The organism is Romboutsia sp., assembly GCF_051659545.1.
Lineage (GTDB): Bacteria > Bacillota > Clostridia > Peptostreptococcales > Peptostreptococcaceae > JBOFOR01.
In genome coordinates, this window is sequence record NZ_JBOFOR010000025.1 from 1 (window position 1) to 25,035 (window position 25,035).

Below are 25,035 nucleotides of genomic sequence, written 5' to 3' on the forward strand. Positions count from 1 at the left end.
ATGATAGGATTTAAAAATAAAAGGGGGATAATTATATGAATCAGTATTTAAAAACAAAAATACCAAATTTTCAAATAAGATTTGCAAATGAAGGAGACACAGAATTAATTCTTGGATTTATAAAGGAATTAGCAGAGTATGAAAATTTATTAAGCGAAGTAGTTGCAACAGAAGAAATTTTACATAATTCTTTATTTATAAAAAAACAAGCAGAAGTAATAATAGGAGAATATAATGGAAAACCTGTTGGGTATGCTTTGTTTTTCCATAATTTCTCTACTTTCTTAGGTAAAGCTAATTTATATCTTGAAGATTTATATGTACAGCCACAAATGCGTGGACTAGGACTTGGGAAAATGTTATTTTCGGCATTAGCACGCATTGCTATAGACCGTGACTGTGGACGATTAGATTGGTGGTGTCTTGACTGGAATGAATCAGCTATAAGATTCTATAAAAAAATGGGAGCAATTCCTATGGATGATTGGACAGTATATAGAGTTGAAAATGACGCACTTAAAAATTTATCAAAAGTACTAGATTAATTATATTTACTTTGTAACTTCACTTTATAGTATCTCATGCACTTGAGTTGTTAGATAAAGAAAAATAATATTTTTAATTATTTATTAAATTTATTTGATAAATAGGAATTTGAAAGTGAGATGAAATTATGGTTGATTACGAAAAACGAGAAATAACGACATTAGAAAAACTTTTACCTGATTGGTGGGGAATGTATCGTTTTAATTAAAGTTAATCTACTCAATAAATTTCAATTTATCGCTTAGTTTATTAAATAAACAGTTTTTATAGCTATCATAAGTAAGGGGTGTGGATTTGTAAGTTGCACCGCCCTTGCAGCTTGCCTGCTGGAAGGAAAACTTATAAATCCATATCCCTTACGGGTTATATATAAAACAACAAACTTCAATTTGTCGAGTAAATGAGATAAACCACTTTAACTTAATTCATCTATATTTTTACCTATTATTCTTATGCCTTTTTCTATTTCTTCATAAGATAACCTAGAAAAACCTAACCTTACAGTATCGTATCCCTTATCATCTAAATAAAATATATCACCAGGCATAAAAATAACACCATCTCCATAGCATTTAGTTAACAATTCTCTAGAATCAATATTTTTTAATTTTAAGAAAATATGTAAACCACCATCACCTAAAATATAATCACTATCAATATATTTATGTATACATTCATAAGCAAAGTTAAACTTATCTCCATAGAACTTACGTATTTTTTTTACATACTTATCAAAACCACCATTTTGCAAGTAATCAAATAGAATTCCTTGATCTAAAAAAGATACATGAATATTTTTACATCTTTTAACACTTTCTAATTTGTTAATTAAAGCTTTGTCAGCTAAGATCCAACCTATTCTCATGCCAGGGAACAATATTTTTGAAAAGCTACCTATGTAAATTACACCATTACTAAAATTATCTAAAGAACAAATGGGAAAAATATGAGAACTAGAATAAAGAAGTTCCTCATTAAAACCATCCTCTATTATTGCAATATTATGTTTTTTCATTAGATTATAAAACTGGTATCTTTTTTCTGGACTCATTACAATTCCAGTAGGATTATGATAAGAAGGAGTAATATAAGCTAGTTTTATTTTAGAATCAGGGCTCTTGGAATGTTGATTTAATTTTTCATCTAACATATCAAAGTTAAGTCCATCCTTATCTATATCTACACCGACTATATTTAGACCACAAGCTCTAAAAATTTTTATAGCTGTATTGTGAGTTGGATTTTCACAGATTATATGGTCACCTTTATTAGTAAAAGATGATATGACTAAATCCAAACCTTCTGTAAATCCATTTGTAATTAAAATATCCTTATTAGAAGTATCTACACCTTTACTATTCATATAATTAAGTAAATAGTCGATAAGTGGTTTATACCCCTTAGCATAGCCATAATTTAGTATTTTGTGACCTTCTAGAGATATTCTGTTTAAAAAAGATTTCTTTAACTCTTCAATATTAAATAATTCACCATTAGGAGAAATACTTTTGAAAGATATTAAATCATCTCTCCACTCAATTTCATTTTTTATTATGTCCATTTCATTAGCTGTTTTACAATAAAAATTTTCAAGGTTATTCCAGTCTATATTCCAACCACCATTAGAAGATACTTCCTTAGAACTAGCAAAGGTACCTTTTCCTGAAATTGAATATATATAGCCTTCAGCTTTTAATTCTTCATAAGCCAAAATCACAGAATTTCGGCTTACTTTAAATATGTCACTAAGCTCCCTTGTGGAAGGGAGCTTACTTTCATTTGGTATTAATCCTTTATTTATCATATCGCTAATTTGATTTTTTATTTGTATATAAATTGGCTCAGTTTCATTTAATTCAAAATTTGAAAATAGCAATCTATCACCTCAATTGTTATTTATTTAAAGAGCACTCTATGATTCTATCTAATAATTCGCTAAAACCTAATCCTTTAGCTTTTGCACTTTTTGGTGTTAAGCTAGTTTGAGTCATGCCAGGAAGAGTATTAAGTTCAAGTACATAAGGTTCTCCATTACTTATTATAATATCAATTCTTACATATCCTTTGCAATTAAAAGCAGTCCAACAAGTTTTAGAAATTTCATTAATTTCATTTTGTAGACTTTCTTCTAAATATACAACTTCTTCAACTGCACCATTTTGAGCGTATTTAGAATTATAGTCAAAGAATTCTGAGTTAGTTTTTATAGATATAGTAGGGAAGACTTCTCCATTAAGAACAAAAGAAGTGTATTCTCCTCCAGGTATATATTTTTCTATCATAACAAACTCATCTACTAAAAGTCCTTCTTGTACGGCATTTAAGACTTCTTCTTTTGAGTGTACAAAGAATGTTGCTACACTAGAACCACCACAGTTTGGTTTAATAAAAACTGGATATCCAATTTCTTCAATTTTATTATAATATATTTCCTCTACAGATTTTACAACTAACCATGGAGCTGTAGGTAAGTTTGAATCTCTTAAAATTTTTTTAGTCATATTTTTATCCATACATAGACCACTTGTAAGAGGCCCACATCCTGAATAAGGTATGTCCATAGCTTCTAATATTGATTGAATACATCCGTCTTCACCGAATTTACCATGAAGAGCAAGGAAGGCAAAATCTATATCAGGTGTTATTTTTGTAAACACATCATTTTTTGTATCTAGTACAACTTTTACAACTTCATATTTATCTCTATTTAAATTATTATAAACTTCTTTTCCAGAATTTAAAGAAACTTCTCTCTCAGATGATATACCACCCATTATAACAGCAATTTTCATAGTTTCACTCCTAATTTATTATTATATTAATTAAATTTTTAATTTATACTTAAAGTATATGTTTATTAGGTATAAGATTAAAGTACCACTAATATACAAGTTTAGTTATAATGTGGTCTAGTAAAAGAATATATAAACTAGAAAAATATTACATTAAATTATTATAATAGTTTAAAATTATAAGTAAAGGAGTGATAACTATGAAAGCAGAGATAATAACAGTAGGGACAGAAATATTATTAGGAGATATAGTAAATACAAACTCACAATATCTAGCTAAAGAATTAGCATCTCTTGGAATAGATGTGTACTACCAAAGTAGTGTTGGAGATAATGAAAATAGGTTACTTCAAAGTTTCAAAGAAAGTTTAAAAAGAAGTGATATAGTAATAACAACAGGAGGACTGGGTCCAACAAATGATGATATTACAAAAGAAGTTGCATGTAAATATTTTGATAAAGAATTAGAACTTCATAAACCTTCTTGGGATAAAATAGAATTCTTTTTCAATAAATTAGGAATAGAAATAACTGAAAATAATAAGAAACAAGCATATTTTCCTAAAGATTCAATAATACTACAAAATAAAAATGGAACTGCACCTGGTGTTGTATTAGAAAAAAATGAAAAAATAATTATAGTATTACCTGGACCACCAAAAGAAATGAAGTCTATGTTTGAAAATGAAGTAAAGCCCTATTTACAAAAGCTTACTGATAGTGTGTTAGTATCAAAAACATTACGAGCATTTGGAATAGGAGAATCTACTTTAGAAGATAAAATAATAGATTTAATACAAAATCAAACTAACCCAACTATAGCACCTTATGTAGGTGATATGGAAGTAAGGCTTAGAGTAATGGCAAAAGCAAAAACTGAAAAAGAAGGACAAGAATTAATAGAACCAGTTGTAAAAAATATAAAAGATAGAGTTGGACAATATATTTATGCAGAAGGAGATACATCAATAGAAGAAGTAGTTTCTAAAATGCTTGTAGAAAAAAATATGACTATAGCAACAGCAGAATCTTGTACAGGAGGCTTGGTTAGTGCAACTCTAATAAATTATCCTGGAATATCTTCAGTATTCATGGAAGGGTGTGTAACTTACTCAAATGAAGCTAAAATAATGAGATTAGGTGTAAAAGAAGAAACCCTAGAAAAGTACGGTGCTGTAAGCGAAGAAACAGCAAGAGAAATGGCAGAGGGAATTGCTAGAAACTTTGATACTAATATAGGTTTATCAACAACAGGAGTTGCAGGACCTGAGGGAGGAACAAAGGAAAAACCTGTAGGTCTAGTTTATGTAGGAATTTATATAAATGGAAAAACTACTGTAAAAAAGTATGCATTTAATGGAGATAGACAAGGGATTAGATTAAGAGCTACAAAAAATTTACTTAATGACTTAAGAGTACAATTACTAGAGTTATAGACAGGAGGAAATATGATAAAACATATATTTTGTGACTTAGATGGAACACTGTACCATGGAGGTATAGAAAATGAAGATGCAGATGCTGTTAAGGAAATCGAAGAAAAAGGAATTAGATTTCATATAGCTACAGGAAGAATATTTAAACAAGCAGATGTAATGACAAGAGATAAAATTAAGCTAAATGGATATTATATATGTGAAAATGGCTCATATATACATGATAGTAATCATGAATTGATTTTTAAAGGAACTATAGATGATGAAATTGTAAAGAAAGTTATAGCTAGATTTGAATCAGATAGTGCAAAGATATATTTTAAATATAGTGGCAAAGTATTATTATTAGAAAAAGATAAATTATTTAATTATTACAGTGAAGACTATATAATAGACCCTGATTTTATAAATAGAGATAGTTTTGAAAGTGCAGTAGGAAATATAGGGATAATATCTAGTGATATAGAAGAATTATCGAGAATAGAGCTTTATTTAGAAAGTGAATTTAGTGAATTATTAGATATATATTTTTCGTCAGAACATACACTAAATATTGTGCCTAAAGGAGTATCAAAAAGGAAATCAATAGAAAGAGTTTGTGATATTCTAAACTGTTCTTTAGATGAAATAGCTACAATAGGTGATTCTCCTAATGATATAAATATGTTAGAGGGAATTAAATATAGTTTTGCAATGGAAAATGCAAGAGAAAGTGTAAAGAAAAGTGCCAACTATGTATGTGCTAGTGTAAAAGAAGCTATAAAAATTATAGAAAAAATAAATGGTGTTGAATAAATTCAACACCTACACGCATTTGATTAAAGTATATGACTCTACAGTATTTTTTAGTATACAATCTAAAATATAGTTTATAACGCTATTGCAAATATATGTAGAAAATAATAAATCGTTTTTGTGATTTAATTTATTTACATATTCACAGTAAAGGGAATTGAAAAATTCCTCAATAGTTTGGTGCTCTATAATATCACCTTTAAATTTATTTAAATTTATTTCTCTAGCAATTTGTGCAAGTTCGGTTTCATAAGAAATATGTTTTTTCATACTGTGTTTAAACTCCCAACGGTAGCTGTGAGGAACACAAAAAAAATCACACAAAAAGTGACATATAACACCTAATTCTTGACTTAACCTACCAATTGAAAAATATTTTGATAAATTATTAATTGTAAGACTACACAAATAATTTATTTTTGATATAATCATATCAAAGGTTTCATCAAGATAATGTTTTTTAAATAAATATTTGGAGCATATATCGGGCTTTATGTTGCCGAAGATGAAATTTTTTTCGTTAATAAACATAGATTTATTGCTATCTATATTATCAACAATTGACTGAGCAATTAAAACATGAGTATTGACAAACATATTTTTACACCTCATAAATTTGATTAACATACAACTTAATGGTAGCAAGAAATTGTCATAGTTACAATAAGAAAATAATGTTAATATAATTTATATGGGTAAATTAATATTTACATAAGTAATGGAGGTAAATCATGAAAAAAGTATTGGTAATGTTAGCACAAGGGTTTGAAGAAATAGAAGCTGTCACAGTAGTAGATGTATTAAGAAGAGCTAATATAGTATGTGATATGTGCTCAATAGATAAGGAATATGTAAAAGGAGTACATAATATTTCTGTAAAATCAGATTGTAATATAGATGACATTGACCCTTTAGAATACGATGCAATAGTATTACCAGGAGGATTACCAGGTGCTACTAACCTAAGAGATGAAAGAGTCGGAGATTTTGTTAAACAATTAAATGAAAATGGTAAGATAGTTGCAGCTATTTGTGCAGCACCAGAAATTTTAGAAGGGTTTGGAGTACTAAAAAATAAAAAATGTACATCTTATCCAGGGTTTGTAAAAAATAGAGATGGGGTTACTTACATAGAAGACATAACTGTAGTTGATGGTAATATAATCACTAGTAGAGGCCCAGCTACATCAATAATGTTTGCCCTTACTATTATGAAACAATTAGGTTACGCTAAAGAAGCACATGATATAAAAGAGGGTATGATGGTTAATTTTTACGATAAAATAGTAAAGTAAATTTTATAATACAAAGTCATTAACTTAATGGCTTTGTATTTTTTTTACGCTCTTATTAATCATTGAGGAATTAAAAAAACATAAGATTAATATAATTTATTGACTATTAATTTATAAGGAGAAAAAAATGAGAAAAAATAGTATTAAATTATTATTAGTGTTTTTATTATGTTCACTGTCTATAACAGGATGCACATCAACCAAATCTAGCTCTGAATCTTCAGATAAAAAAAATATTAAAATAATAACATCTTTTTATCCTATTTACATTTTCACATCTAATATAACTAAAAATATAGAAGGTGTAGAATTAGTAAACCTAACAAAGCCTACAACTGGTTGCCTTCATGATTATAGTATAACTACTGGAGAAATGAAGAACCTAGAAGATAGTGATATATTTATAATTAATGGAGCCAATATGGAATCATTTATGGATAAAGTTATTAAACAAAATAAAAATTTAAAAGTAATAGAAGCTAGTAAAGGTATAAAACTAATAAAAGGAGAAAATGATGAACTAAATCCACATGTATGGTTAAGTATTTCAAATGCAATAAAAGAAGTAAAAAATATTGAAGAAAAACTTATAGAGTATGATCCAAAAAATAAAGAAAAATACACAGAAAATGCAAAAGAGTACATAGATAAACTACAAAATGAAAAAGAAAAAATGCACAAAGAGTTAGAAGGTTTAGAAAATAGAGATATAGTAACTTTTCATGAAGCTTTTCCTTATTTTGCGGAGGAATTTAATCTTAATATAGTAGGAGTTATTGAAAGAGAACCAGGCTCACAGCCAAGTGCAAAAGAACTTCAACAAAGTATTGAAATAGTAAAAAAATTAAAAGTTAAAGCTTTATTTGTAGAACCACAATACTCAATTGAAGCAGCACAAGTAATATCAAATGAAACAGGCAGTAAAGTTTATACTTTAGATCCGATAGTTACGGGCGATATGAAATTAGATTCATATGAGAAAGTTATGGATAAAAATTTAGAAACTTTAAAAGAGGCGTTAAAATGATAAAGTATAATAAAAAAAACATTAATTGTAATTGTAATCGATGCAGTTGTGGACTATGTTGTACAGAAATAAATAATCTGAGTGTAAAAAAGGGTGAAGAAGAAATTCTAAAAGATATAAATTTAAACGTCAACTGCGGAGAACTAATGGCTATTATAGGTCAAAATGGAGCAGGTAAAAGCACTTTACTAAAGGTAATTATAGGAGAGGATTCTTATTCTGGCAATCTTTACTTTACAGACGGAGATAAAAAGCTTTCAAGAAAACCTATCATTGGATATGTACCTCAAAAGTTGGATTTTGATTATAGTTCTCCAATAAGTGTGTTAGACTTTTTTTGTGCTATTCACAGCAATAGACCCTCATATTTACATCATTCAGAGGAAGTTAAGGATAAGTGTATTCAAAGTTTAATTAAAGTAAATGGAGAAGGGTTAATAAATAAGAAATTAGGAGTATTATCTGGAGGAGAATTACAAAGAGTTTTATTGGCATTAGCTTTAGAACCTACACCAGATATATTATTATTAGATGAACCTATATCAGGTATTGATCAAAATGGTTTAAAGATGTTTTATAACATAGTATCAGATCTTAGGAGAAATTATGATTTATCTATAATTTTAGTGTCACATGACTTTAATTTGGTAGCTAAGTATGCAGATTGCGCTGTGTTTTTAAATAATAAAACGATTGAATGTATAGGTACTCCTAAAGAAGTATTTGAAGATGAAAAAGTCATAGATGTCTTTGGATTAGAATGGAATACCTTTATTGATAAAAGAAGAAAAGGAGTTGAAGAAAATGTCACTTTGGTATAATATTGTTGAATTTTTATTTCCTTTTCAATGGGCTCAGTATGATTTTATGAAGAATGCACTACTATGCATACTATTAGTTACCCCTATGTTTGGTATACTTGGTACTATGGTTGTAAATAACAAAATGGCATTTTTTTCAGATGCCTTAGGTCATTCTGCTTTGACAGGAATAGCTATAGGTGTTATGTTTGGAATAGACAATGCTCTTATTTCTATGTTGGGATTTTCGTTACTATTATCAATCGCTATTTTAAATGTAAAAAATGCAAAAACAGCATCTGTAGATACTATTATAGGTGTTTTTTCATCTACTGCAGTTGCACTTGGAATAGTAATATTATCTTTTAATGGAGGCTTTAACAAATATTCAGTATATCTTATTGGAGATCTACTTAGCATAACTTCTCAAGATTTAATAATGCTTGTTATTTCCTTTGTAGTAGTAATTTTAGTATGGGTTAAATGTTTTAATAAATTTTTAATTGTAAGTATAAACCCAACTTTTGCAAGAAGCAGAGGTATAAACGTTAAATTGTATGATTATACATTTACATTATTAGTAGCATTTATAGTAACTATTTCTATTCAATGGGTGGGCATTTTGGTTATTAGTTCTATGATTATATTACCAGCAGCAGCAGCTCGAAATATTTCTAGCAATGTTAGACAATATCATATATACTCTATATGTATTGCTGTATGCTCTGGATTATTAGGGCTATTCGTATCTTATCAGTTAGGGTGTGCTACTGGAGCTACAATAGTTCTTATATGTTCAGTGTTTTTTATTTTAACTTACTTTATTAATATAAAAACGATGAAAAATCACATTAAAAAAACTAAAAAAATGAAAAAATCTGTTTAAAATATTAAAATAGAGGGTATTTATATATTATGATAAAGATATAATAAATTTTATTATTTAATATTTTAAAAAGGAAGAGGAGGACTATATTATGAAAAAATTTGTTTGTACAGTATGTGGATATATACACGAGGGATCTAACCCACCACAAGTTTGCCCAGTATGTAAAGTAGGAGCTGAAAAGTTCGAAGAAATGAAGGGTGAAATGGTTTGGGCTGATGAGCATAGAATAGGTGTAGCTCAAGGATGTGATGAAGACGTATTAGAAGGTCTTAGAGCTAACTTTGTAGGAGAATGTACAGAAGTAGGAATGTACTTAGCTATGAGCCGTCAAGCAGATAGAGAAGGATTTCCAGAAGTAGCAGAAGCATATAGAAGAATAGCTTTTGAAGAAGCTGAACATGCAGCTAAATTTGCGGAATTATTAGGAGAAGTAGTAGTAGCAGATACTAAAGCTAATTTAAAAGCTAGAGTAGAAGCTGAATATGGAGCAACTGAAGGAAAATTAAAAATAGCTAAAAAGGCTAAAGAATTAGGTCTTGATGCTATACATGATACAGTACATGAAATGTGTAAAGATGAAGCTAGACATGGAAAAGCTTTCTTAGGATTATTAGAAAGACATTTTGGAAAGTAAGCATTAAAAAAGCTACTTAAAAATTTAAGTAGCTTTTTTTAATACTTATTTATTTTCGAAGTTGTATTTTATTCCTTGATAAGAGTTACGAGTGTTTAAAGTAGCATCTATATCGTTTAATACTTCCCATTTTTTCAAACTCCATAAAGGACCTACAAGCTCATCTCTTTTTCCATCTCCAGTAAGTCTATGAACTATCATAGTGTCAGGTAGTATTTCAAGTTGGTCGCAAACTAAATTTATATATTCTTCTTGAGACATTAAATTTAAGTTTCCTTTTTGTAGCATTTTTTCCATAGGGGTATCTTTTATTACGTGAAGTAAGTGTATTTTAATTCCATCCACACCCATATCAGCTACAGCTTTAGCTGTTTCCATCATCATATTATAGTCTTCACCTGGAAGTCCATTTATTATATGAACAATAACTTTTATATTCTTAGCTTTTAACTTCTCTAGACCTTTTAAAAATTCATTGTAATCATGACCTCTATTTATTAATTTAGAGGTACTGTCGTGAATAGTTTGAAGCCCAAGTTCAACCCATAAATTGGTTCTTTCATTAAGCTCACCTAAATACTCTACTACATCATCAGCTAAACAATCAGGTCTTGTTGATATAGAAAGACCAATTACATCATCAAGCTCTAGTATAGTTTCATATTTTTCTTTTAGCACATCAAGAGGAGCATAAGTGTTAGTATAAGCTTGGAAATACCCAATATACTTTGCATTTGACCATTTTTTGTGCATCATTTCTTTTATATCATTAAATTGTTTTATTAGATTATCTTTAGGGTTTCCCGCAAAATCACCAGAGCCTTCTTTACTACAATAAGTGCACCCACCAGAACTTACAGTTCCATCGATGTTAGGGCAAGTAAACCCTGCATTTATAGATACTTTGAAGACCTTTTCTCCAAAGATATTTCTAAGATAATAATTCCATGTATGATATCTTTTATTATCAAAAGCATATTTAAATTTAGTCAATTATATCACCTTTTTCTAATAGTATTTATATAGATATGTAATTTATATTACCATAAATAGATTACATATACAAATTACAGATATAACAAGATAATAGTTACAACACTGTTACGTCCTTTATTGAATATATATTTTGTAAGAACAATAGAATTTATTAATGAAATTCATTAAGGGGGGATACAAATTATGGATGAAGAAAAATTAAAAGCAACTCAGGAAGGAGAAAATGAAAAATTAAAAGAAGATAGTAAAGGAATTATAGAAAATTTTAAAGAAAAAAAGGAAGAGATTGAAACTGAGAATGAAGAAGTAAAAAAAGATGAACTTGATGAATCTAGTAAAACTTTAGAAGAAAAAAATATTAATAATAATAATAAAAAAATATGGATTACGTTAGGTATACTAGCTTGCGTAGCAGTTTTAGCTCTTATTGGAATGAATAGAGTAGTTTTAAAATATGAAAGTGTAGTATATCCTGGAGTGAGTATTTACAATGAAGACTTGTCTAAATTGACTAAAGAACAATTAGATAAAAAACTATATCAACTAGAAAATACTATAAAGAATAAGACTATAAATATAGAAGCAAACAAAAAATACTATACTGTAAAGATAAAAGATATTACTTTGGGATGTAATATTAAAGATATATCTAATGAAATAATAAATCATAAAAAAGATAAGAATATGTTTGGAAAATTTATTGCAATAGTTAATAATTCGAAAAAATCGTTTGAATTTAATATTAATATAAATAAAGAAAAATTAAATGATTTAGAAGAAAAAATAGCTAAAGAAACAAACATAAAGGTAAAAGAGTCTCAAGTTATTATAAACGGAAGTAATATAAGTTGTATAAAAGGTGAAAACGGATTTGAATTACAAAATAATTTTATCGTTAAAGATATTGATAGTAAATTACAAGGTATAAAAAATTTAAATAGTAATATAAATATAAGCTTAAAATACAAAAAAGAAGTACCTAAAGTAGCTATGGAAGATCTTAAAAAGATAGATTCGAAAATATCTACATATACTACAACTTATGAATCTGGATGTGGAAGAAGTAGAAATGTAGAAAATGCAGCTAATAAAATAGACAATGTATTTTTAATGCCAGGAGAGGAATTTTCATATGAAAAACATGTTGGACCTGTTGTATTATCCAATGGATATACATACGCTCCAGTTATAAGTGATGGAGAATTAAAACAAGGTGTAGGTGGAGGAGTTTGTCAGGTTTCTTCAACACTATATAATACGACTTTAAAAGCAGGCATACTTCCTACTCAAAGAAGGAACCACTCAAAGCCAGTACATTATGTTCCAAGAGGATTAGATGCTACTTTAGCAAGTGGTAGTATAGACTATAAGTTTAAAAATACTTATGAATATCCGATAGTAATAAATACTAAAAGTGGTGGTGGCGTTTTAACAGTAGAATTTTGGTCAAATGAAAAGGCTATGAACGGAATAGAATATAAACCTGTAAGTTATGCAAGAGGTAATTATGCAAATACTTACTTATATGGATATGATAAAGAAGGAAATAAAGTTTATGAAAAACATATAGATACTAGTATATATAGATAAAAGAGGACTAAAAGTCCTCTTTTGTAGTGCTTAAACTAAGTAAATATCACATTAGTTTTTTAATTTTTTACCTGTAGAGAATAAGTATCCTCCTATTAGTATTATTAAAATTGATAGCATAGAAGCTATAAAATTAGATAAAAACAAAGGAGAAAATACTAAAGTAAATCCTATTACTAATACAAAGATATTACCAAATCCAAAACTATAGTAAGGATTATTTCTTCCTTTAAAAAACTTAGCTAATTGAGTATATATGAAATATATACCAAAAGCAAAAGAAATAAGACCTTGAATTTTTTGAGGGAATAAAAATAACAGTATAGCAATAGTTAAAAGTATAAATTGTATACGTTTGTAAGGCACTACTTCACTCTTAGGAGCGTATCTATTTAACTCATTTATATTTTTAAAGTTTAAATAAGCTAAAAATAACATTGTTAGACATAAAGTCCAAGAAACTAACTTTATTCCTAGACCCTTATATAAAAAAGAAATAACTCCTAATATAATTAATAATGCTCCTAAAACTGTAAATTTAGAACTATTTTCTTTTTTATAAATAGTATCAAAGTTGATGTCAAATATTCTAAACATAATTACACCTCTTTAATTTAAATTTTTTAAATAATTTAATTATAACAGAAAACAAAGAAAGGATAAATAGGCTTAAAATATAAATTTACCCTATAAATTTACAAAAAAATATATAAAATAGTTCTTTTATGACTTATAAAATTTATATAATTGTTGAATGTGGAAAAATATTGAAGACTGCATGATTATATGCTACATTCTATATTAAAGAAAGTAGCATATCCAAATTTGTTAAATATAAAATTATAAACTCCTCATACAAAGGTTATTAATAGATAGGTTGTATCATAAAATTTATTAATATATGTTTTAAAGGAGGAATAAGAGTGTCAAATCTAGGGGCTATACTATGTGCAATATTAGCTGGAAGTTCTACGGCACTAGAAGCATTTATAAATGGAGAACTAGGGAAAAGTACTACAGCATTAATAGCTACATTTATAAGCTTAGTAGCAGGAGCCGTATTTTTTTTAATAAGTATTTTGGTAACAGGAGATTTAAAAACTCTTATAAACTTAAATCAACTAAATCCTAAATTACTTTTAGGTGGTGTTTTAGGAGGGTTTGTAATTTATTTTACAGTAAGGGCAATACCTAATTTAGGAGTATCGAATACTTTGACTTTAATAGTAATATCTCAAATATTAATAGGTTTTTTTATAGATGCAGCAATTTTAGGACAAGAAACGATGTATTTATACAATTACATAGGTGCTATTCTTTTAGTTATAGGAACTTTTTTTATACTAAATTAGAGAATACATATAAAAACAAAACATAGGAGGTAAAGTAAGTTGACTAATGAAAAATTTGTAATGTCATTTAGTGGTGGCAAAGATAGTATATTAGCTTTATATAGAATGATTAAAAGGGGATATGAACCTGTAGCTCTAGTAACTACAACTAAAAAAAGTGAAGACAAATCATGGACACATGGACTAAGTGAGAAGCTATTAAACAAAGTTAGTGAGAGTTTAGAAATTCCACTTTTAAAAGCGGAATGTGATGTAGAAGAATATGAAGAAAAGTTTGAAGAAATGCTAAAAAAAGCTAAGGAAATGGGTGCAAGTATATGTGCATTTGGAGATATAGATATAGAACTTCATAAACAGTGGGACAAAGATAGATGTAGTAATGTTGATTTAAAACCAGAATTTCCTTTATGGCAAGAAGATAGAGAAAATTTAGTTTATGAATTTATAGATAGCGGATTTACTACTATAATAAAAACAGTTAATCTACAAAATATGGGTGAGGAATTTTTAGGTAAAAAGTTAACTAAAAAAGTTGTAGAAGATATAAAAAATACTGGTTCAGATGCTTGTGGTGAAAATGGTGAATACCACACTTTCGTAATAGATGGTCCTTTGTTTAAGAAAAGCATAGAGTTTGAAAATAAAGGTGTAGTGCTAGATAATGGATATGGATATTTAAATATTAAATAAAAACAAAACTGCCTATGTAAAAAATTACAAGGCAGTTTTGTTTTTATATTAATTATTTTTTTCCCATGCTATTATAACAAAATTTTTGTTAGTTTCATTTTTTAACATATTCTCAGCTTTTTTTATAGCTTCTTCATCTTTTTTTGATATATCAGCAATTTTGTAAGACTTATTTTCCATGTTAACCTCCTAAAAATATATTTATATATAGTTTTACAAATTTCAAAAAATATATAATAAAATAAAATTGGAAAAGAAAATATATAATAAAGTTTAATAAATTACTTACCATTGATCCATATAGGGGCGGTAACAGAATACTTATTGTTGTTTTGAATTATTTTCACATAATAAAATGTATTTTTTGTAGGTTTTAAAGTGAATTCTAATTTGGCAAGGTTAGAATTAAACTTCTTTTTATAGATTATTTTATTGTTATTGCTTATAACTTGCACCTCTTCTATTTTGTCATTATCATCATTATCAACTATAGTTACAGAAAAATTAAGTTTAGAAGTTTCATCAATTATAGATCCCATAGGTAAATCATTTACAGTATAGTCTATTTTTATATTTTTATCCTCTGTTGCGTATACTCTCATGTTTTTCAAAGCATCGTAGATGGCATCCCTTGTTAAATTAGTGGATAAAATTACGGTTCTAAATTCATTAGCTATACCAAAGTTAACTCTGTGATTATCTTGGTTGCAAGTAGGAGCAACATGCCAACCTTTATCTAAAGCTAATTGATACATATCATAAGCTTTTATGTTTTTACTCATATCTTTGTTATACCCATTTCCAACTTCAAGTAATGACATTACCATATCTCCATAATAAGAGTATTCAAATTGATTAAATTTACCAAACTTATCACAAGGGTGATTAAATTGACCAATTAAATCATTTTGCTCATACATAAGCATATAAAAGTTTTTTAAATCTATATCTTCCTGCTCTACAGCTACAAATCCATTAGAATTAAAAATATTTATATGGCCAATGGGGTTTTGTAAAGAATAAGGGTAAGTCATTTCAAATCCACTAAGAGCAATAAATTTGTTATCTAAAGTAAATTTATCTCTACATTTTATAAGTTCATTCCACTCACTACTCTTACTACCATCATTTATATTACATAATAAAAAATTGTCTAACATATTTGAGTGTTCACTTATGGCGAAAAAATCCAAATTAGCTTCATCTCTAGCTAAATAGTAAGCATCATTGTAAGTACCTTTTCCGTCGCTTGCACTTGTATGCGAATGTAAAAGACCGTGATAATGATTGTAAATAGGAGTACCAACAGTAAAATACCATTCTATAATGCTCTTATTCTTGTCAGGTGAAAGGTCACCAACTTCTAACCTAATTATTTGATTACCTCTTTTAAATTTTTCTAATGGAGTATAGGAAATAAAGTCATTAGTAATTAAACATTTATCTGTAACGTTTTTATAGTTAACATATAAATTTATAGAAGACTTATCTATACCACTTTTATCAGAAAAATTAACTTTAATTGAAGGTTTTGCAACTATATATTGTTGGCACTTTAAAGGGGAAAAAATTTTAATAATGGGACCTGTTTCATCATTAGAAATACAGTCTATTGTTTTATCATTAGATGAAGAATAGTTCTTAAAAAGAGTAAAATTAAAACAACATATAAAGCTTAATATTATAAAAAATAAAGATATTTTTTTTAACATATAAATCATTCCTTTTTACCTGTTTTATAGTTATAGATTTATCTAAATATAAAAATATAATGTTTATATTATGTATTTTTTGCGTGTACATACATGAAATTATAGGTTACTTTAATATAATTTACTAAAGGAAAAATCATCTAAAGAGGTGAAGTATGAAGGTAGAAGTAATAGCTTCAAAAAGAAGCCAAAAAGAAGCCAAGAGATATATTTTAAGTAAACTTCCATTAGTAAGTAAGGTAGCGCAATTTAACAGTGTTATAGGAGAGATGCATTTAGAATATATTGAATTTAAGGTTTTAAGATATGAAATAATAAGCAAAAAAAAGAGCAATAAAATATTTAGGCGTGAAACAAAGAAGTATGTAATAACTATGTTAGTTAATACATATAATGGACATTCTGAATCAATAGATAATATACCTCAGACATTTAAAAGGTATGTAGCTAAAAGTTGTATAAAAAAAGCGAAAGTAAATGATGAGGAAATAATAACTGTTGTAAAAGATGAAATATTATATTTTTTTAGGGATAAAGCAAAAATTGATATTTTTGATAAAATTAATATACAGGAAATAAAGACAACTGAAGTTAGGAGTATATATAAACCATACTGGGTGGCAGATTTTAGAGGAAGAAGTATATTAGTAGAAGCATAGAAAAATAGATATAGAGTATTATTTTAGGTACTCTATATCTATTTTTTACACAACTATTTTATATTAATTTAATTTTTTTGTTAAGTGATTAAGTGTTTTTAAAGAGTATCCATCTTCTTGCCAATGAGTAATTACATCATCTAATATCTCTGTATTGGTTTTAGAATTTGGATGAAGTAAAATTATAGCCCCAGGATGAGTACGAGTGTAGATTTTTTCTTTTGCATATTCGTGAGTTGGTTGTTTATCATTATACCAATCAACATAAGCAAAACTCCAAAATACAGACGAGTAACCTAAATCTTGCGTGTATTTTAAAGATTGCTCGCTAAATTTACCCATGGGAGGCCTAAAGTACTTAGGCATATCTTTTCCAATTAAATCTTTATAGGCATCTTCTACACTAGTTATTTCGTATTTAAATTTTTCGAAATTACTAATATCAGGCATAGAAAGATGATTTTTAGAATGGTTACAAACTAAGTGACCTTCTTTTACCATTCTTTTAACTATTTCTGGGTTGTTTCTTATGTAGCTTTCAACTACAAAAAAGTTAGCTCTAGCATTGTGCTTTTTTAAAGTATCTAATATACTTTGTGCTGTTCCATTTTCATAACCGGCATCGAAAGTTAAGTATATAACTTTCTCATCTGGGCTTCCAACATAATAAGAGTTATATTTTCTAAAAAAAGTAGCCTCTTTTATTGGAGATGGTTGCTTACCATCATTTCTAGGGTTAAAATACCAATTGTATGTTTGAGTACTCAAATTTGGGTTTGCTATTTGAGTTTTAGATTTATTTAGCATGTAAAAATTAGTGCTAATTAACAATCCAAATACAAGAAGAAAAAATCCTATTACAAAGTAAGTTCTGGTGTTTTTATTATTCATGATATCACCTCTAAAAGTTGAAAATTAAAATGATAATACTGTTTATAATATAGTTTCTATAATTAAATTAAAATTATTCAGATAAAACTTTTAAATTATACTTTTACTTTTTGGAGAAACTTATCATATAATGATTTAGAGTCATATAAAGTGTAAGTTAATTTTTTATAGTTTGTATTGAAAGGAAACTAAAATGAGAAATGAAGACAATAATTTATCTAATGATATTATTAGTATTTTAGATAATATTATATTTTTAGATATAGAAACTAGTGGATTAAATCCTTTAAATTCAGAAATAATAGAAGTTGGTGCGGTAAAAATAAAAGATGGAAGATGTGAACTTTTTAATAGTTTAGTAAAAAATAGAAAAGAAATACCTTTGGAAATATTTTCTCTATGTAATGGATTGATAGAAGATGATTTAAAAAAAGCACCAGATTTAAATACAGTAAGAAAAATGTTGAAAGAATTTTTAGAAGACAATATAGTTATTTGTCATAATGCTGAATTTGAGAAAAAGTTTTTTGAATATTATATGCCTGAAATAAAAAATACAATTATAGATTCTATGGAATTAGCTGTAATTTTAGAGCCTTACCATAAAGAGTATAATTTAGAATACTTAAAAAATAATTTAACTAATAATTTAGGCAAGGAGCAACATAGAGGCTTACTTGATGCTATGGATACTATAAAAGTTGTAAATGCTTTACTTTTAAGATTAAATAAAAAAGAAATATCTAATTTAGAACCCTTACCATTTAAAATAAACTCATACCTGAATAAATTTAATTTAAAAAAATGGGAATGGAGTGAATTAATAGAAGGCGGTAATTATAGCGTAGAAAATTTAGTGGACGTAATATATGAAGAAGAAAATAATTTACATGAAGATATTTATGAAATAAAGCAAAAAGAGATTTTAAGAAAAATATATATAAATGATAAAAAATATGAAGAACTATTAAAAGATAATGAAATTTGGGAAAGTAAAGAAGGATTTATTTATGAATATAGATCTGGTCAATATGAGCTTGTAGAGATTATAAGAAAGACTTTTGAAAATAGTGGTAAAGTTGATAAAATTGCATGCATAGAAGCACCTACAGGAATCGGTAAAAGTGTAGGATATTTACTACCAGCAATTTTAGAGGCTAAATTAAACAAGAAAAGGATAATTATATCTACTGATACTAAGGAACTTCAAATTCAACTTATCAACAAGGATATACCTAATGTAATAAATTCATTAGGTCTAAATAATAAAGTAAGTTATGGATACATAAAAGGTAAAAATAACTATATATGTTTAGAAAAGTTAGAATCTTATAAAAATGAATATACATCTGATAAACCAACTAAAAATGAAGTTTTATCTCTATTAATATTAGAAAAATTAATAGAAGAAGGTAGATATGGAGATATAGAAGAAATAAATTATTGGATTTTACAACATTTTCAAGAAATAATAAACCATTTAAGGTATGTAAGTTGCGACCCAAACTTATGTAGACCCAAAAAATGTATGAAGAATTGTTTATATAAGAAAAGAATAGAAGAGTTAAAAGAAGAAGAAATAACTGTAATAAATCATTCATTACTAGCAAAATGGCCATATAAAGAAGAAAAGCCATTAGAGCATATAATAGTAGATGAAGCACATAATCTAGTAGAAAAAGGTTATGATTTTTTTTCTAGTATAGTAAATTATAAAGCTTTAAATTATTTTTTTCAAGAAATGTATCCATATGAAAATATTAATAATAGTATATTTTCATATAATAGTTTAAGTAAAAAAAATAGAAAAATTAAAATGTTTGATAAATTTTATAATCATGTTCATTTTGATAGAAGTATTAAGGACAAAATAAGTAGAAATATAAACTTAATAGTAGAGGAAATGAACTCAATTTTATACTTTGGAGTAAATAGTGAGTATAATGGCATTAGTCAATATGGATTAAGTTGGGAAGTAAACTTACAACAAGAGGAAATAGCAGGAACAATAAGACTCAAAGACAAATATAAAACTATAACATATAATAGCTACAGCGATAAAATAAGAAATAGTTGCGAAAGTATAATACGTAATATAACTTCGATATTAATTTTAATAGATAGAAATATTGATGATGATAGTATTGATAAAGAGGCCGAGATATATAAGTATGGTAAATCTAGAATAAAAGATTTAGAGGATATAAAAACTACTTTGAAACTATTTTTAGAATACGATGAAAAAGATGATTTTGCAAGAATTGTGGAAATAGACAAAAACTATAAAAATTTTGAAATCAAAGTAGTACCTTTAAAAATAGCTCAATTATTTGAAGAAAATATATTAAATCAAATAAGTAGTGGTATATTTTTATCTGCTACCTTAAGTATTGAGAATAATATGAATTATTTTAAAAATACTTTGGGAATAAATAGAGTTGATAATGTAGAAAAAATTATTGAACCTATTTATGATTATAAAAATAGAGTAAGCATAATAAGTATAAATAATATATGTAGTTACAAAAACATAAACTTTTCTAGAGAAATGGGTTCGATTATACAAAATATATCTACAGTAACACAGGGACATGTATTAGGTCTATTCAATAGCAAACAAAGACAAGAAAAAACGTATGAAATACTTAAAGGAGAACTACATAATGAAAATATAGAAATTTATATGAATAAAAAAGGAATTAATCATCTAAAAAATATAGATAAAAAGACTGTGGTATTGGGATCTAAAGGGTGTTTTGAAGGAGTTGATGTACCAGGAGATGGTTTGATATGCGTGACTTTAGATAAAATACCCAACTTAAATCCAAAAGATCCTTTGTATTCTACAATAATGGCGAAATATAATATTCCATACTATAAAATTAATTATCCTCAAATGGCCATAAAAGTTAAACAAGCTATGGGGAGACTTTTAAGAAGTAAATATGATTATGGGTGTTTTGTAATTTTCAATATGGGGAATAACCTTAATAACTTAAAAAGATTAGAAGGTGATTTGCACAATTGTAAAATATTAAACATAAAATCATCACAAGTGGAAAATTATATAAAAGGACATTTATATAAATCTAGGAAATATGCAATTAATCAAGCGTTAAATGATATAATTAAAACTTTAAAATATAAAGAAAATTTAAGTATGAAAAAAATAGAAAACTATATTAATGAAGAAATGAAAAGTAGATGTATAAAAGCTAAAGCTATATATAATGAAAATGAAAAAGATGTTTTAAAAATAAAGTACTTCAATCAAAACTACTTAATAGACAAAGAAAAATTCAAAAACGATCTTTAAAAAAGAATTCCTGTTGGGTTATAGTATAAATAAATAAAAAGTCTTAATGATTTTCATCATTAAGACTTTTTATTTATTTATTTTTTAGAGATTTATCTATTATACTATATACAAATTTACTATCTGCTATATCTATAGATTTTATTTTATCGTCTTTAGTGTGAATTAATATTGCAGATTTTGCATAGTTAGCTAAATCTTTGCTATTAGCCTTACTTGTGTTGCTAATATTATTGTTTGTAGGATTTACTGTTCCTAATTTTGCATCATTATTAGAGCCATAGTTAGGATATTTATGTTCTTTTGATGGATGTACGTTATGAGGAACAACTGGATAGAAATAAATTTTATTATTTCCATTTGCAGTAGAAGCTACAAAATTAGCTGATTTAACATGATAACTTGTGTTAAAATCATTAATAGTTTTTCCTAGAAAGTTGTCTTTAGCATACTTTAAGCTAAAGTCGTCATAACATAAAACTCCTTTATTTTTAAAGAACTCTATTTTGTAAGTAGCACCAGATAAATTAGCTTTTGAAGGAAACTTATCTGAGTTATACAAGTTATAATCTCCAACTAAAGTTTCTTTAACTTTTCCATTTTCATAATAAACATGAAGATAGGAATCTTTGTTTTGATCATTTTCATAAGTTGATAATACTGTAATATTATTGCGTAAGTCCTCCATAGTCAAATTGTTAATATTTTTGCCTCTTAGATTATTGGCATTAATATAATATACAGAAGAATAAGGTGTTCCAAATGCATTTTCCACGTCCATAAAACCAGCATTTAATAGTTTATCAGTGTTTTTGCTAGCTTGTTGTATAATACTTGGAGTCTTAGGCATTTTTTCATTCATAGCACAACCAACTGCTAATACAGATATGAAAAGACATGCAAATAACATAGTTTTTTTCATTATTAATATACCTCCTTTTTATGTAAAAGTATTCTATATTAGTATTTAAAATATAAAAGAAAATATACATATTTATTTACAAACTAAATTTTAATTGGAAAATATAATAAAAATTGCATAAAAAAAAGAAACAATAAAATCTGAAAAATTATTGTTTCTTTTGTTATTTATATTAAGATACTAAGTCTATATCATCATTGTCATTTTGTGAAATTTTTTCCATGGTTATTCCTGTTGCTCCATAAAATAATGATATTAATGGACAAAGTAAGTTAAAGAATGCAAATGGTAAGAATGCAAAACATCCAATTCCAAGGGTTGCTGACATATAAGCACCGCACGTATTCCAAGGAATTAATGGTGATGTTATAGTAGCACTATCTTCTAAAGCACGAGATAAGTTTTTAGGTGCTAATCCTTGTTTTTTAAAGGCATCTTTATACATACTTCCAGGGATTACTATAGCTAAATATTGATCTGCTACAGCTAAATTAGTACCTATTGCAGTAAATATTGTAGCAGCTACTAGTCCAAAAGTACCTTTAGCTATTTTTAATATAGATTTAGCTAATGCTTCAAGCATACCTGTCTTTTCAAGGATTCCGCCAGTAGTTAAAGCACAAAGCATTAAAGATACAGTACCTAACATACTATCAAGGCCACCACGAGTAAGCAATTCATCAACAAAATTCATTCCCGTTGAAGATACATATCCTCCTTTTGCAACTACAAACACATCAGCAATAGATGCACCTTGGAAACCTATAGCTACAATTGATCCAAGTATAACTCCAACTACTAATCCTGGTATTGCTGGTATTTTGAAAATTACCATTGCTATAACAGCTACAGGAACTAAAAGTAATAATGGAGATAAGGTATTGTAGTTAAGCATTAAAGCATTTTGGATTTCGCTAATTTGTGTGGTATCTATTGCAGAACCTGCATATTTAATACCTATAATTCCGTATAAAACTAATGATATAGTTAATGCAGGTACAGTAGTATATAACATATGTCTTATATGATCAAAAAGATTTGAGCCAGCCATTGCAGGAGCTAAGTTTGTCGTATCAGATAATGGAGACATTTTATCACCAAAATAAGCTCCAGAAATTATTGCACCAGCTATTATCTGAGTAGGTATACCAAGAGCACTACCAATTCCAAGTAAAGCTATACCGATAGTACCAGCAGTAGTCCAAGAAGAACCCGTAGAAATAGATACAATAGCACATATTAAAGTTGTAGCAACTAAGAAAATACCAGGAGATAAAATGTTAAGTCCCCAATATATCATCGATGGAACTATACCTCCAAGTATCCAAGTTCCTATTAACATACCAACTACTAATAATATAAGTATTGCTTGCATAGTGGTATTTATAGTAGTCAATATACCTTCTTCTAATTCTTTCCACGTAAATCCTAATTTTGTCATTGCAATAAACGCAGTAAAAATACCTCCAACAATAAGTGGAATATGTGCAGATATTTCATATTCTTTTAAAAATACTAAACACGTCACTAAAACTGACACTAAGAATCCAATACATAATATTGCATCAAATAGTGTGGCTTGCTTTTTTATTTTTTTTGTCATAATATCCTCCCTCAATTTATGCCGAATATAACGTCAAGGAGAAACTAGAAATTAAAAAAAGTCTAGGATAAGAAGATTATCCTAGACTTAAGTTTCCAATATAATTGAAATAATACTTAATCTAAAGATAGTACTCCACATTTAAATGTGACAGTGTCATACATATTTTATATGACCCCAACATACAAGCTTAAAGCATCACTTATATATTTCGGCATAGTTACCTTTTATTTTGCTTCTTCGTGCTTAACTCCACAAAACTACTAATTAACAATGCGACCTCTACCATTAGTTATATCCGATATTTAATTTATAATACAAATTATAACATGTATTTAATATATAATAAATAGTAAAATCTAAAAAAGACGAAAAATGTCTAAAATTACAATAATTAAATAAAACTTTTAAATTAAATGTACATAGGTTAGAATAATTATAGTATTTGAATAGAATTAATATTAATTTTTATATAGGAGTGATAAACTTGAGTAAAAAGAAGTTTTATGCAGTTAGAAAAGGTAAAAAAGTAGGAATATATAATACATGGAATGAGTGTAAGCTACAAGTGAATGGATTTTCAGGAGCAGAATATAAGAGCTTTGAAGTATTAGAAGAAGCTAAAGCATATATAGATGGTAATAAAAGTGTAACTTTAAAAAATTATGAAAATAGAGTGGAAGCTTATGTAGATGGAAGTTACGAACACTGTATTAAAACATTTGGTTCGGGAGTTGTAATACTTAAAAATAATGAAGTGGAAAAAACTTATAGTATAAAAGGTGAAGATGAATCACTTGTTTCCATGAGAAATGTAGCAGGAGAAATAGAAGCAGCTAAAATAGCTATGAAGTATTGTCTAGAAAATAATATAGATAGTTTAGTTTTATATTTTGATTATGAAGGTATTGAAAAATGGTGTACAGGTGCTTGGAAAGCTAGTAAAGAAGGTACTATAGAATATAAAAAGTTTTATGATTCAATAAAATCTGATTTGAACGTTGAATTTGTAAAAGTAAAAGCGCACTCAGGAAATAAATACAATGAAGAAGCTGATAAGTTAGCAAAAGCAGCTGTGTTAATGTAAAAA

General features: G+C 27.1%; 24 protein-coding genes and 1 riboswitch. Of the genes, 14 read left to right on the forward strand and 10 right to left on the reverse strand.

Annotation, left to right across the window (positions count from 1 at the left end; all coding sequences use genetic code 11):
- Positions 1-35 precede the first annotated feature (35 nt).
- Positions 36-545 carry a GNAT family N-acetyltransferase gene (locus tag ACRC03_RS01295; RefSeq protein ID WP_438650741.1) on the forward strand — a complete coding sequence of 170 codons (510 nt, stop codon included), beginning with the start codon at positions 36-38 and terminating at the stop codon, positions 543-545.
- Between the two features lie 416 nt (positions 546-961).
- Here ACRC03_RS01295 and ACRC03_RS01300 read toward each other — a convergent pair whose 3' ends face one another.
- Positions 962-2,422, reverse strand: a complete 1,461-nt coding sequence (locus tag ACRC03_RS01300; protein ID WP_438650742.1) for a PLP-dependent aminotransferase family protein — start codon at positions 2,420-2,422, stop codon at positions 962-964.
- Between the two features lie 16 nt (positions 2,423-2,438).
- Positions 2,439-3,338, reverse strand: coding sequence for a D-alanine--D-alanine ligase (locus ACRC03_RS01305; protein WP_438650743.1), 900 nt, complete (start codon positions 3,336-3,338; stop codon positions 2,439-2,441).
- Between the two features lie 200 nt (positions 3,339-3,538).
- On the opposite strand from ACRC03_RS01305, the gene ACRC03_RS01310 reads away from it, so the two are divergent.
- Together ACRC03_RS01310 and ACRC03_RS01315 are read left to right on the forward strand one after the other, a co-directional pair.
- Positions 3,539-4,774 carry a competence/damage-inducible protein A gene (locus ACRC03_RS01310; RefSeq protein ID WP_438650744.1) on the forward strand — a complete coding sequence of 412 codons (1,236 nt, stop codon included), beginning with the start codon at positions 3,539-3,541 and terminating at the stop codon, positions 4,772-4,774.
- A gap of 12 nt (positions 4,775-4,786) precedes the next feature.
- Positions 4,787-5,569 carry an HAD family hydrolase gene (locus ACRC03_RS01315; protein WP_438650745.1) on the forward strand — a complete coding sequence of 261 codons (783 nt, stop codon included), beginning with the start codon at positions 4,787-4,789 and terminating at the stop codon, positions 5,567-5,569.
- A gap of 9 nt (positions 5,570-5,578) precedes the next feature.
- On the opposite strand, the gene ACRC03_RS01320 is transcribed toward ACRC03_RS01315, so the two are convergent.
- On the reverse strand, positions 5,579-6,166 hold the full coding sequence (locus tag ACRC03_RS01320) for a zinc dependent phospholipase C family protein (RefSeq protein WP_438650746.1): 588 nt from the start codon (positions 6,164-6,166) through the stop codon (positions 5,579-5,581).
- A 134-nt stretch (positions 6,167-6,300) separates the two neighbouring features.
- Here ACRC03_RS01320 and ACRC03_RS01325 point away from each other — a divergent pair, with 134 nt between their 5' ends.
- The 5 genes from ACRC03_RS01325 to ACRC03_RS01345 all read left to right on the forward strand — a co-directional run bounded on the left by ACRC03_RS01325 (position 6,301) and on the right by ACRC03_RS01345 (position 10,214).
- A complete protein-coding gene (locus tag ACRC03_RS01325; RefSeq protein WP_438650747.1) occupies positions 6,301-6,864 on the forward strand; it encodes a DJ-1 family glyoxalase III in 564 nt (187 codons plus the stop codon).
- A gap of 127 nt (positions 6,865-6,991) precedes the next feature.
- On the forward strand, positions 6,992-7,891 hold the full coding sequence (locus ACRC03_RS01330; protein WP_438650748.1) for a metal ABC transporter substrate-binding protein: 900 nt from the start codon (positions 6,992-6,994) through the stop codon (positions 7,889-7,891).
- On the forward strand, positions 7,888-8,712 hold the full coding sequence (locus tag ACRC03_RS01335) for a metal ABC transporter ATP-binding protein (protein WP_438650749.1): 825 nt from the start codon (positions 7,888-7,890) through the stop codon (positions 8,710-8,712). The genes ACRC03_RS01330 and ACRC03_RS01335 overlap by 4 nt, the downstream gene beginning before the upstream one ends.
- A complete protein-coding gene (locus tag ACRC03_RS01340) occupies positions 8,696-9,577 on the forward strand; it encodes a metal ABC transporter permease (protein WP_438650750.1) in 882 nt (293 codons plus the stop codon). The genes ACRC03_RS01335 and ACRC03_RS01340 overlap by 17 nt, the downstream gene beginning before the upstream one ends.
- Positions 9,578-9,668: 91 nt before the next feature.
- On the forward strand, positions 9,669-10,214 hold the full coding sequence (locus tag ACRC03_RS01345) for an NADH peroxidase (RefSeq protein ID WP_438650751.1): 546 nt from the start codon (positions 9,669-9,671) through the stop codon (positions 10,212-10,214).
- Positions 10,215-10,259: 45 nt separating this feature from the next.
- Here the strand turns inward: ACRC03_RS01345 and ACRC03_RS01350 are convergent, their stop codons facing one another.
- Positions 10,260-11,207 (reverse strand): TIGR01212 family radical SAM protein, encoded by a 948-nt coding sequence (locus ACRC03_RS01350; protein ID WP_438650752.1) that lies wholly within the window; start codon positions 11,205-11,207, stop codon positions 10,260-10,262.
- Between the two features lie 186 nt (positions 11,208-11,393).
- On the opposite strand from ACRC03_RS01350, the gene ACRC03_RS01355 reads away from it, so the two are divergent.
- Positions 11,394-12,800, forward strand: coding sequence for a VanW family protein (locus ACRC03_RS01355; protein ID WP_438650753.1), 1,407 nt, complete (start codon positions 11,394-11,396; stop codon positions 12,798-12,800).
- A gap of 51 nt (positions 12,801-12,851) precedes the next feature.
- Here the strand turns inward: ACRC03_RS01355 and ACRC03_RS01360 are convergent, their stop codons facing one another.
- Positions 12,852-13,397 carry a DUF308 domain-containing protein gene (locus ACRC03_RS01360; RefSeq protein ID WP_438650754.1) on the reverse strand — a complete coding sequence of 182 codons (546 nt, stop codon included), beginning with the start codon at positions 13,395-13,397 and terminating at the stop codon, positions 12,852-12,854.
- Positions 13,398-13,723: 326 nt separating this feature from the next.
- Here ACRC03_RS01360 and ACRC03_RS01365 point away from each other — a divergent pair, with 326 nt between their 5' ends.
- Together ACRC03_RS01365 and ACRC03_RS01370 are read left to right on the forward strand one after the other, a co-directional pair.
- Complete coding sequence (locus tag ACRC03_RS01365) at positions 13,724-14,152, forward strand: DMT family transporter (RefSeq protein ID WP_438650755.1); 429 nt, start codon at positions 13,724-13,726, stop codon at positions 14,150-14,152.
- Positions 14,153-14,191: 39 nt separating this feature from the next.
- Positions 14,192-14,842, forward strand: a complete 651-nt coding sequence (locus tag ACRC03_RS01370; RefSeq protein WP_438650756.1) for a diphthine--ammonia ligase — start codon at positions 14,192-14,194, stop codon at positions 14,840-14,842.
- Between the two features lie 48 nt (positions 14,843-14,890).
- Here ACRC03_RS01370 and ACRC03_RS01375 read toward each other — a convergent pair whose 3' ends face one another.
- Positions 14,891-15,022, reverse strand: a complete 132-nt coding sequence (locus ACRC03_RS01375; RefSeq protein WP_438650757.1) for a hypothetical protein — start codon at positions 15,020-15,022, stop codon at positions 14,891-14,893.
- Between the two features lie 101 nt (positions 15,023-15,123).
- A complete protein-coding gene (locus ACRC03_RS01380; RefSeq protein ID WP_438650758.1) occupies positions 15,124-16,554 on the reverse strand; it encodes a CehA/McbA family metallohydrolase in 1,431 nt (476 codons plus the stop codon).
- 155 nt (positions 16,555-16,709) lie between these two features.
- Here ACRC03_RS01380 and ACRC03_RS01385 point away from each other — a divergent pair, with 155 nt between their 5' ends.
- Positions 16,710-17,213: a hypothetical protein gene (locus tag ACRC03_RS01385; RefSeq protein WP_438650759.1), complete on the forward strand. Its 504-nt coding sequence runs from the start codon at positions 16,710-16,712 to the stop codon at positions 17,211-17,213.
- A 63-nt stretch (positions 17,214-17,276) separates the two neighbouring features.
- On the opposite strand, the gene pdaA is transcribed toward ACRC03_RS01385, so the two are convergent.
- Positions 17,277-18,104, reverse strand: coding sequence for a delta-lactam-biosynthetic de-N-acetylase (pdaA, locus tag ACRC03_RS01390; protein WP_438650760.1), 828 nt, complete (start codon positions 18,102-18,104; stop codon positions 17,277-17,279).
- A 193-nt stretch (positions 18,105-18,297) separates the two neighbouring features.
- On the opposite strand from pdaA, the gene ACRC03_RS01395 reads away from it, so the two are divergent.
- Complete coding sequence (locus ACRC03_RS01395; protein WP_438650761.1) at positions 18,298-21,420, forward strand: helicase C-terminal domain-containing protein; 3,123 nt, start codon at positions 18,298-18,300, stop codon at positions 21,418-21,420.
- Between the two features lie 73 nt (positions 21,421-21,493).
- On the opposite strand, the gene ACRC03_RS01400 is transcribed toward ACRC03_RS01395, so the two are convergent.
- Both ACRC03_RS01400 and nhaC read right to left on the reverse strand, forming a co-directional pair.
- Positions 21,494-22,342 carry a hypothetical protein gene (locus ACRC03_RS01400; protein ID WP_438650762.1) on the reverse strand — a complete coding sequence of 283 codons (849 nt, stop codon included), beginning with the start codon at positions 22,340-22,342 and terminating at the stop codon, positions 21,494-21,496.
- 172 nt (positions 22,343-22,514) lie between these two features.
- Positions 22,515-23,945 carry a Na+/H+ antiporter NhaC gene (gene nhaC / locus ACRC03_RS01405; protein ID WP_438650763.1) on the reverse strand — a complete coding sequence of 477 codons (1,431 nt, stop codon included), beginning with the start codon at positions 23,943-23,945 and terminating at the stop codon, positions 22,515-22,517.
- Positions 23,946-24,065: 120 nt separating this feature from the next.
- Positions 24,066-24,238, reverse strand: a riboswitch (Lysine riboswitch).
- Between the two features lie 185 nt (positions 24,239-24,423).
- Between nhaC and ACRC03_RS01410 the strand changes: the two genes are divergently transcribed.
- Positions 24,424-25,032 carry a ribonuclease H1 domain-containing protein gene (locus ACRC03_RS01410; RefSeq protein ID WP_438650791.1) on the forward strand — a complete coding sequence of 203 codons (609 nt, stop codon included), beginning with the start codon at positions 24,424-24,426 and terminating at the stop codon, positions 25,030-25,032.
- Positions 25,033-25,035: the final 3 nt, after the last annotated feature.

What these genes read in the sequence shown, in the direction of transcription:
- ACRC03_RS01295 (WP_438650741.1), top strand. Translation starts at nt 36, where the DNA reads ATGAATCAGTATTTAAAAACAAAAATACCAAATTTTCAAATAAGATTT.
- ACRC03_RS01305 (WP_438650743.1), bottom strand. Translation starts at nt 3,338, where the DNA reads ATGAAAATTGCTGTTATAATGGGTGGTATATCATCTGAGAGAGAAGTT.
- ACRC03_RS01310 (WP_438650744.1), top strand. Translation starts at nt 3,539, where the DNA reads ATGAAAGCAGAGATAATAACAGTAGGGACAGAAATATTATTAGGAGAT.
- ACRC03_RS01315 (WP_438650745.1), top strand. Translation starts at nt 4,787, where the DNA reads ATGATAAAACATATATTTTGTGACTTAGATGGAACACTGTACCATGGA.
- ACRC03_RS01320 (WP_438650746.1), bottom strand. Translation starts at nt 6,166, where the DNA reads ATGTTTGTCAATACTCATGTTTTAATTGCTCAGTCAATTGTTGATAAT.
- ACRC03_RS01325 (WP_438650747.1), top strand. Translation starts at nt 6,301, where the DNA reads ATGAAAAAAGTATTGGTAATGTTAGCACAAGGGTTTGAAGAAATAGAA.
- ACRC03_RS01330 (WP_438650748.1), top strand. Translation starts at nt 6,992, where the DNA reads ATGAGAAAAAATAGTATTAAATTATTATTAGTGTTTTTATTATGTTCA.
- ACRC03_RS01335 (WP_438650749.1), top strand. Translation starts at nt 7,888, where the DNA reads ATGATAAAGTATAATAAAAAAAACATTAATTGTAATTGTAATCGATGC.
- ACRC03_RS01340 (WP_438650750.1), top strand. Translation starts at nt 8,696, where the DNA reads ATGTCACTTTGGTATAATATTGTTGAATTTTTATTTCCTTTTCAATGG.
- ACRC03_RS01345 (WP_438650751.1), top strand. Translation starts at nt 9,669, where the DNA reads ATGAAAAAATTTGTTTGTACAGTATGTGGATATATACACGAGGGATCT.
- ACRC03_RS01355 (WP_438650753.1), top strand. Translation starts at nt 11,394, where the DNA reads ATGGATGAAGAAAAATTAAAAGCAACTCAGGAAGGAGAAAATGAAAAA.
- ACRC03_RS01360 (WP_438650754.1), bottom strand. Translation starts at nt 13,397, where the DNA reads ATGTTTAGAATATTTGACATCAACTTTGATACTATTTATAAAAAAGAA.
- ACRC03_RS01375 (WP_438650757.1), bottom strand. Translation starts at nt 15,022, where the DNA reads ATGGAAAATAAGTCTTACAAAATTGCTGATATATCAAAAAAAGATGAA.
- ACRC03_RS01380 (WP_438650758.1), bottom strand. Translation starts at nt 16,554, where the DNA reads ATGTTAAAAAAAATATCTTTATTTTTTATAATATTAAGCTTTATATGT.
- ACRC03_RS01385 (WP_438650759.1), top strand. Translation starts at nt 16,710, where the DNA reads ATGAAGGTAGAAGTAATAGCTTCAAAAAGAAGCCAAAAAGAAGCCAAG.
- pdaA (WP_438650760.1), bottom strand. Translation starts at nt 18,104, where the DNA reads ATGAATAATAAAAACACCAGAACTTACTTTGTAATAGGATTTTTTCTT.
- ACRC03_RS01395 (WP_438650761.1), top strand. Translation starts at nt 18,298, where the DNA reads ATGAGAAATGAAGACAATAATTTATCTAATGATATTATTAGTATTTTA.
- ACRC03_RS01400 (WP_438650762.1), bottom strand. Translation starts at nt 22,342, where the DNA reads ATGAAAAAAACTATGTTATTTGCATGTCTTTTCATATCTGTATTAGCA.
- nhaC (WP_438650763.1), bottom strand. Translation starts at nt 23,945, where the DNA reads ATGACAAAAAAAATAAAAAAGCAAGCCACACTATTTGATGCAATATTA.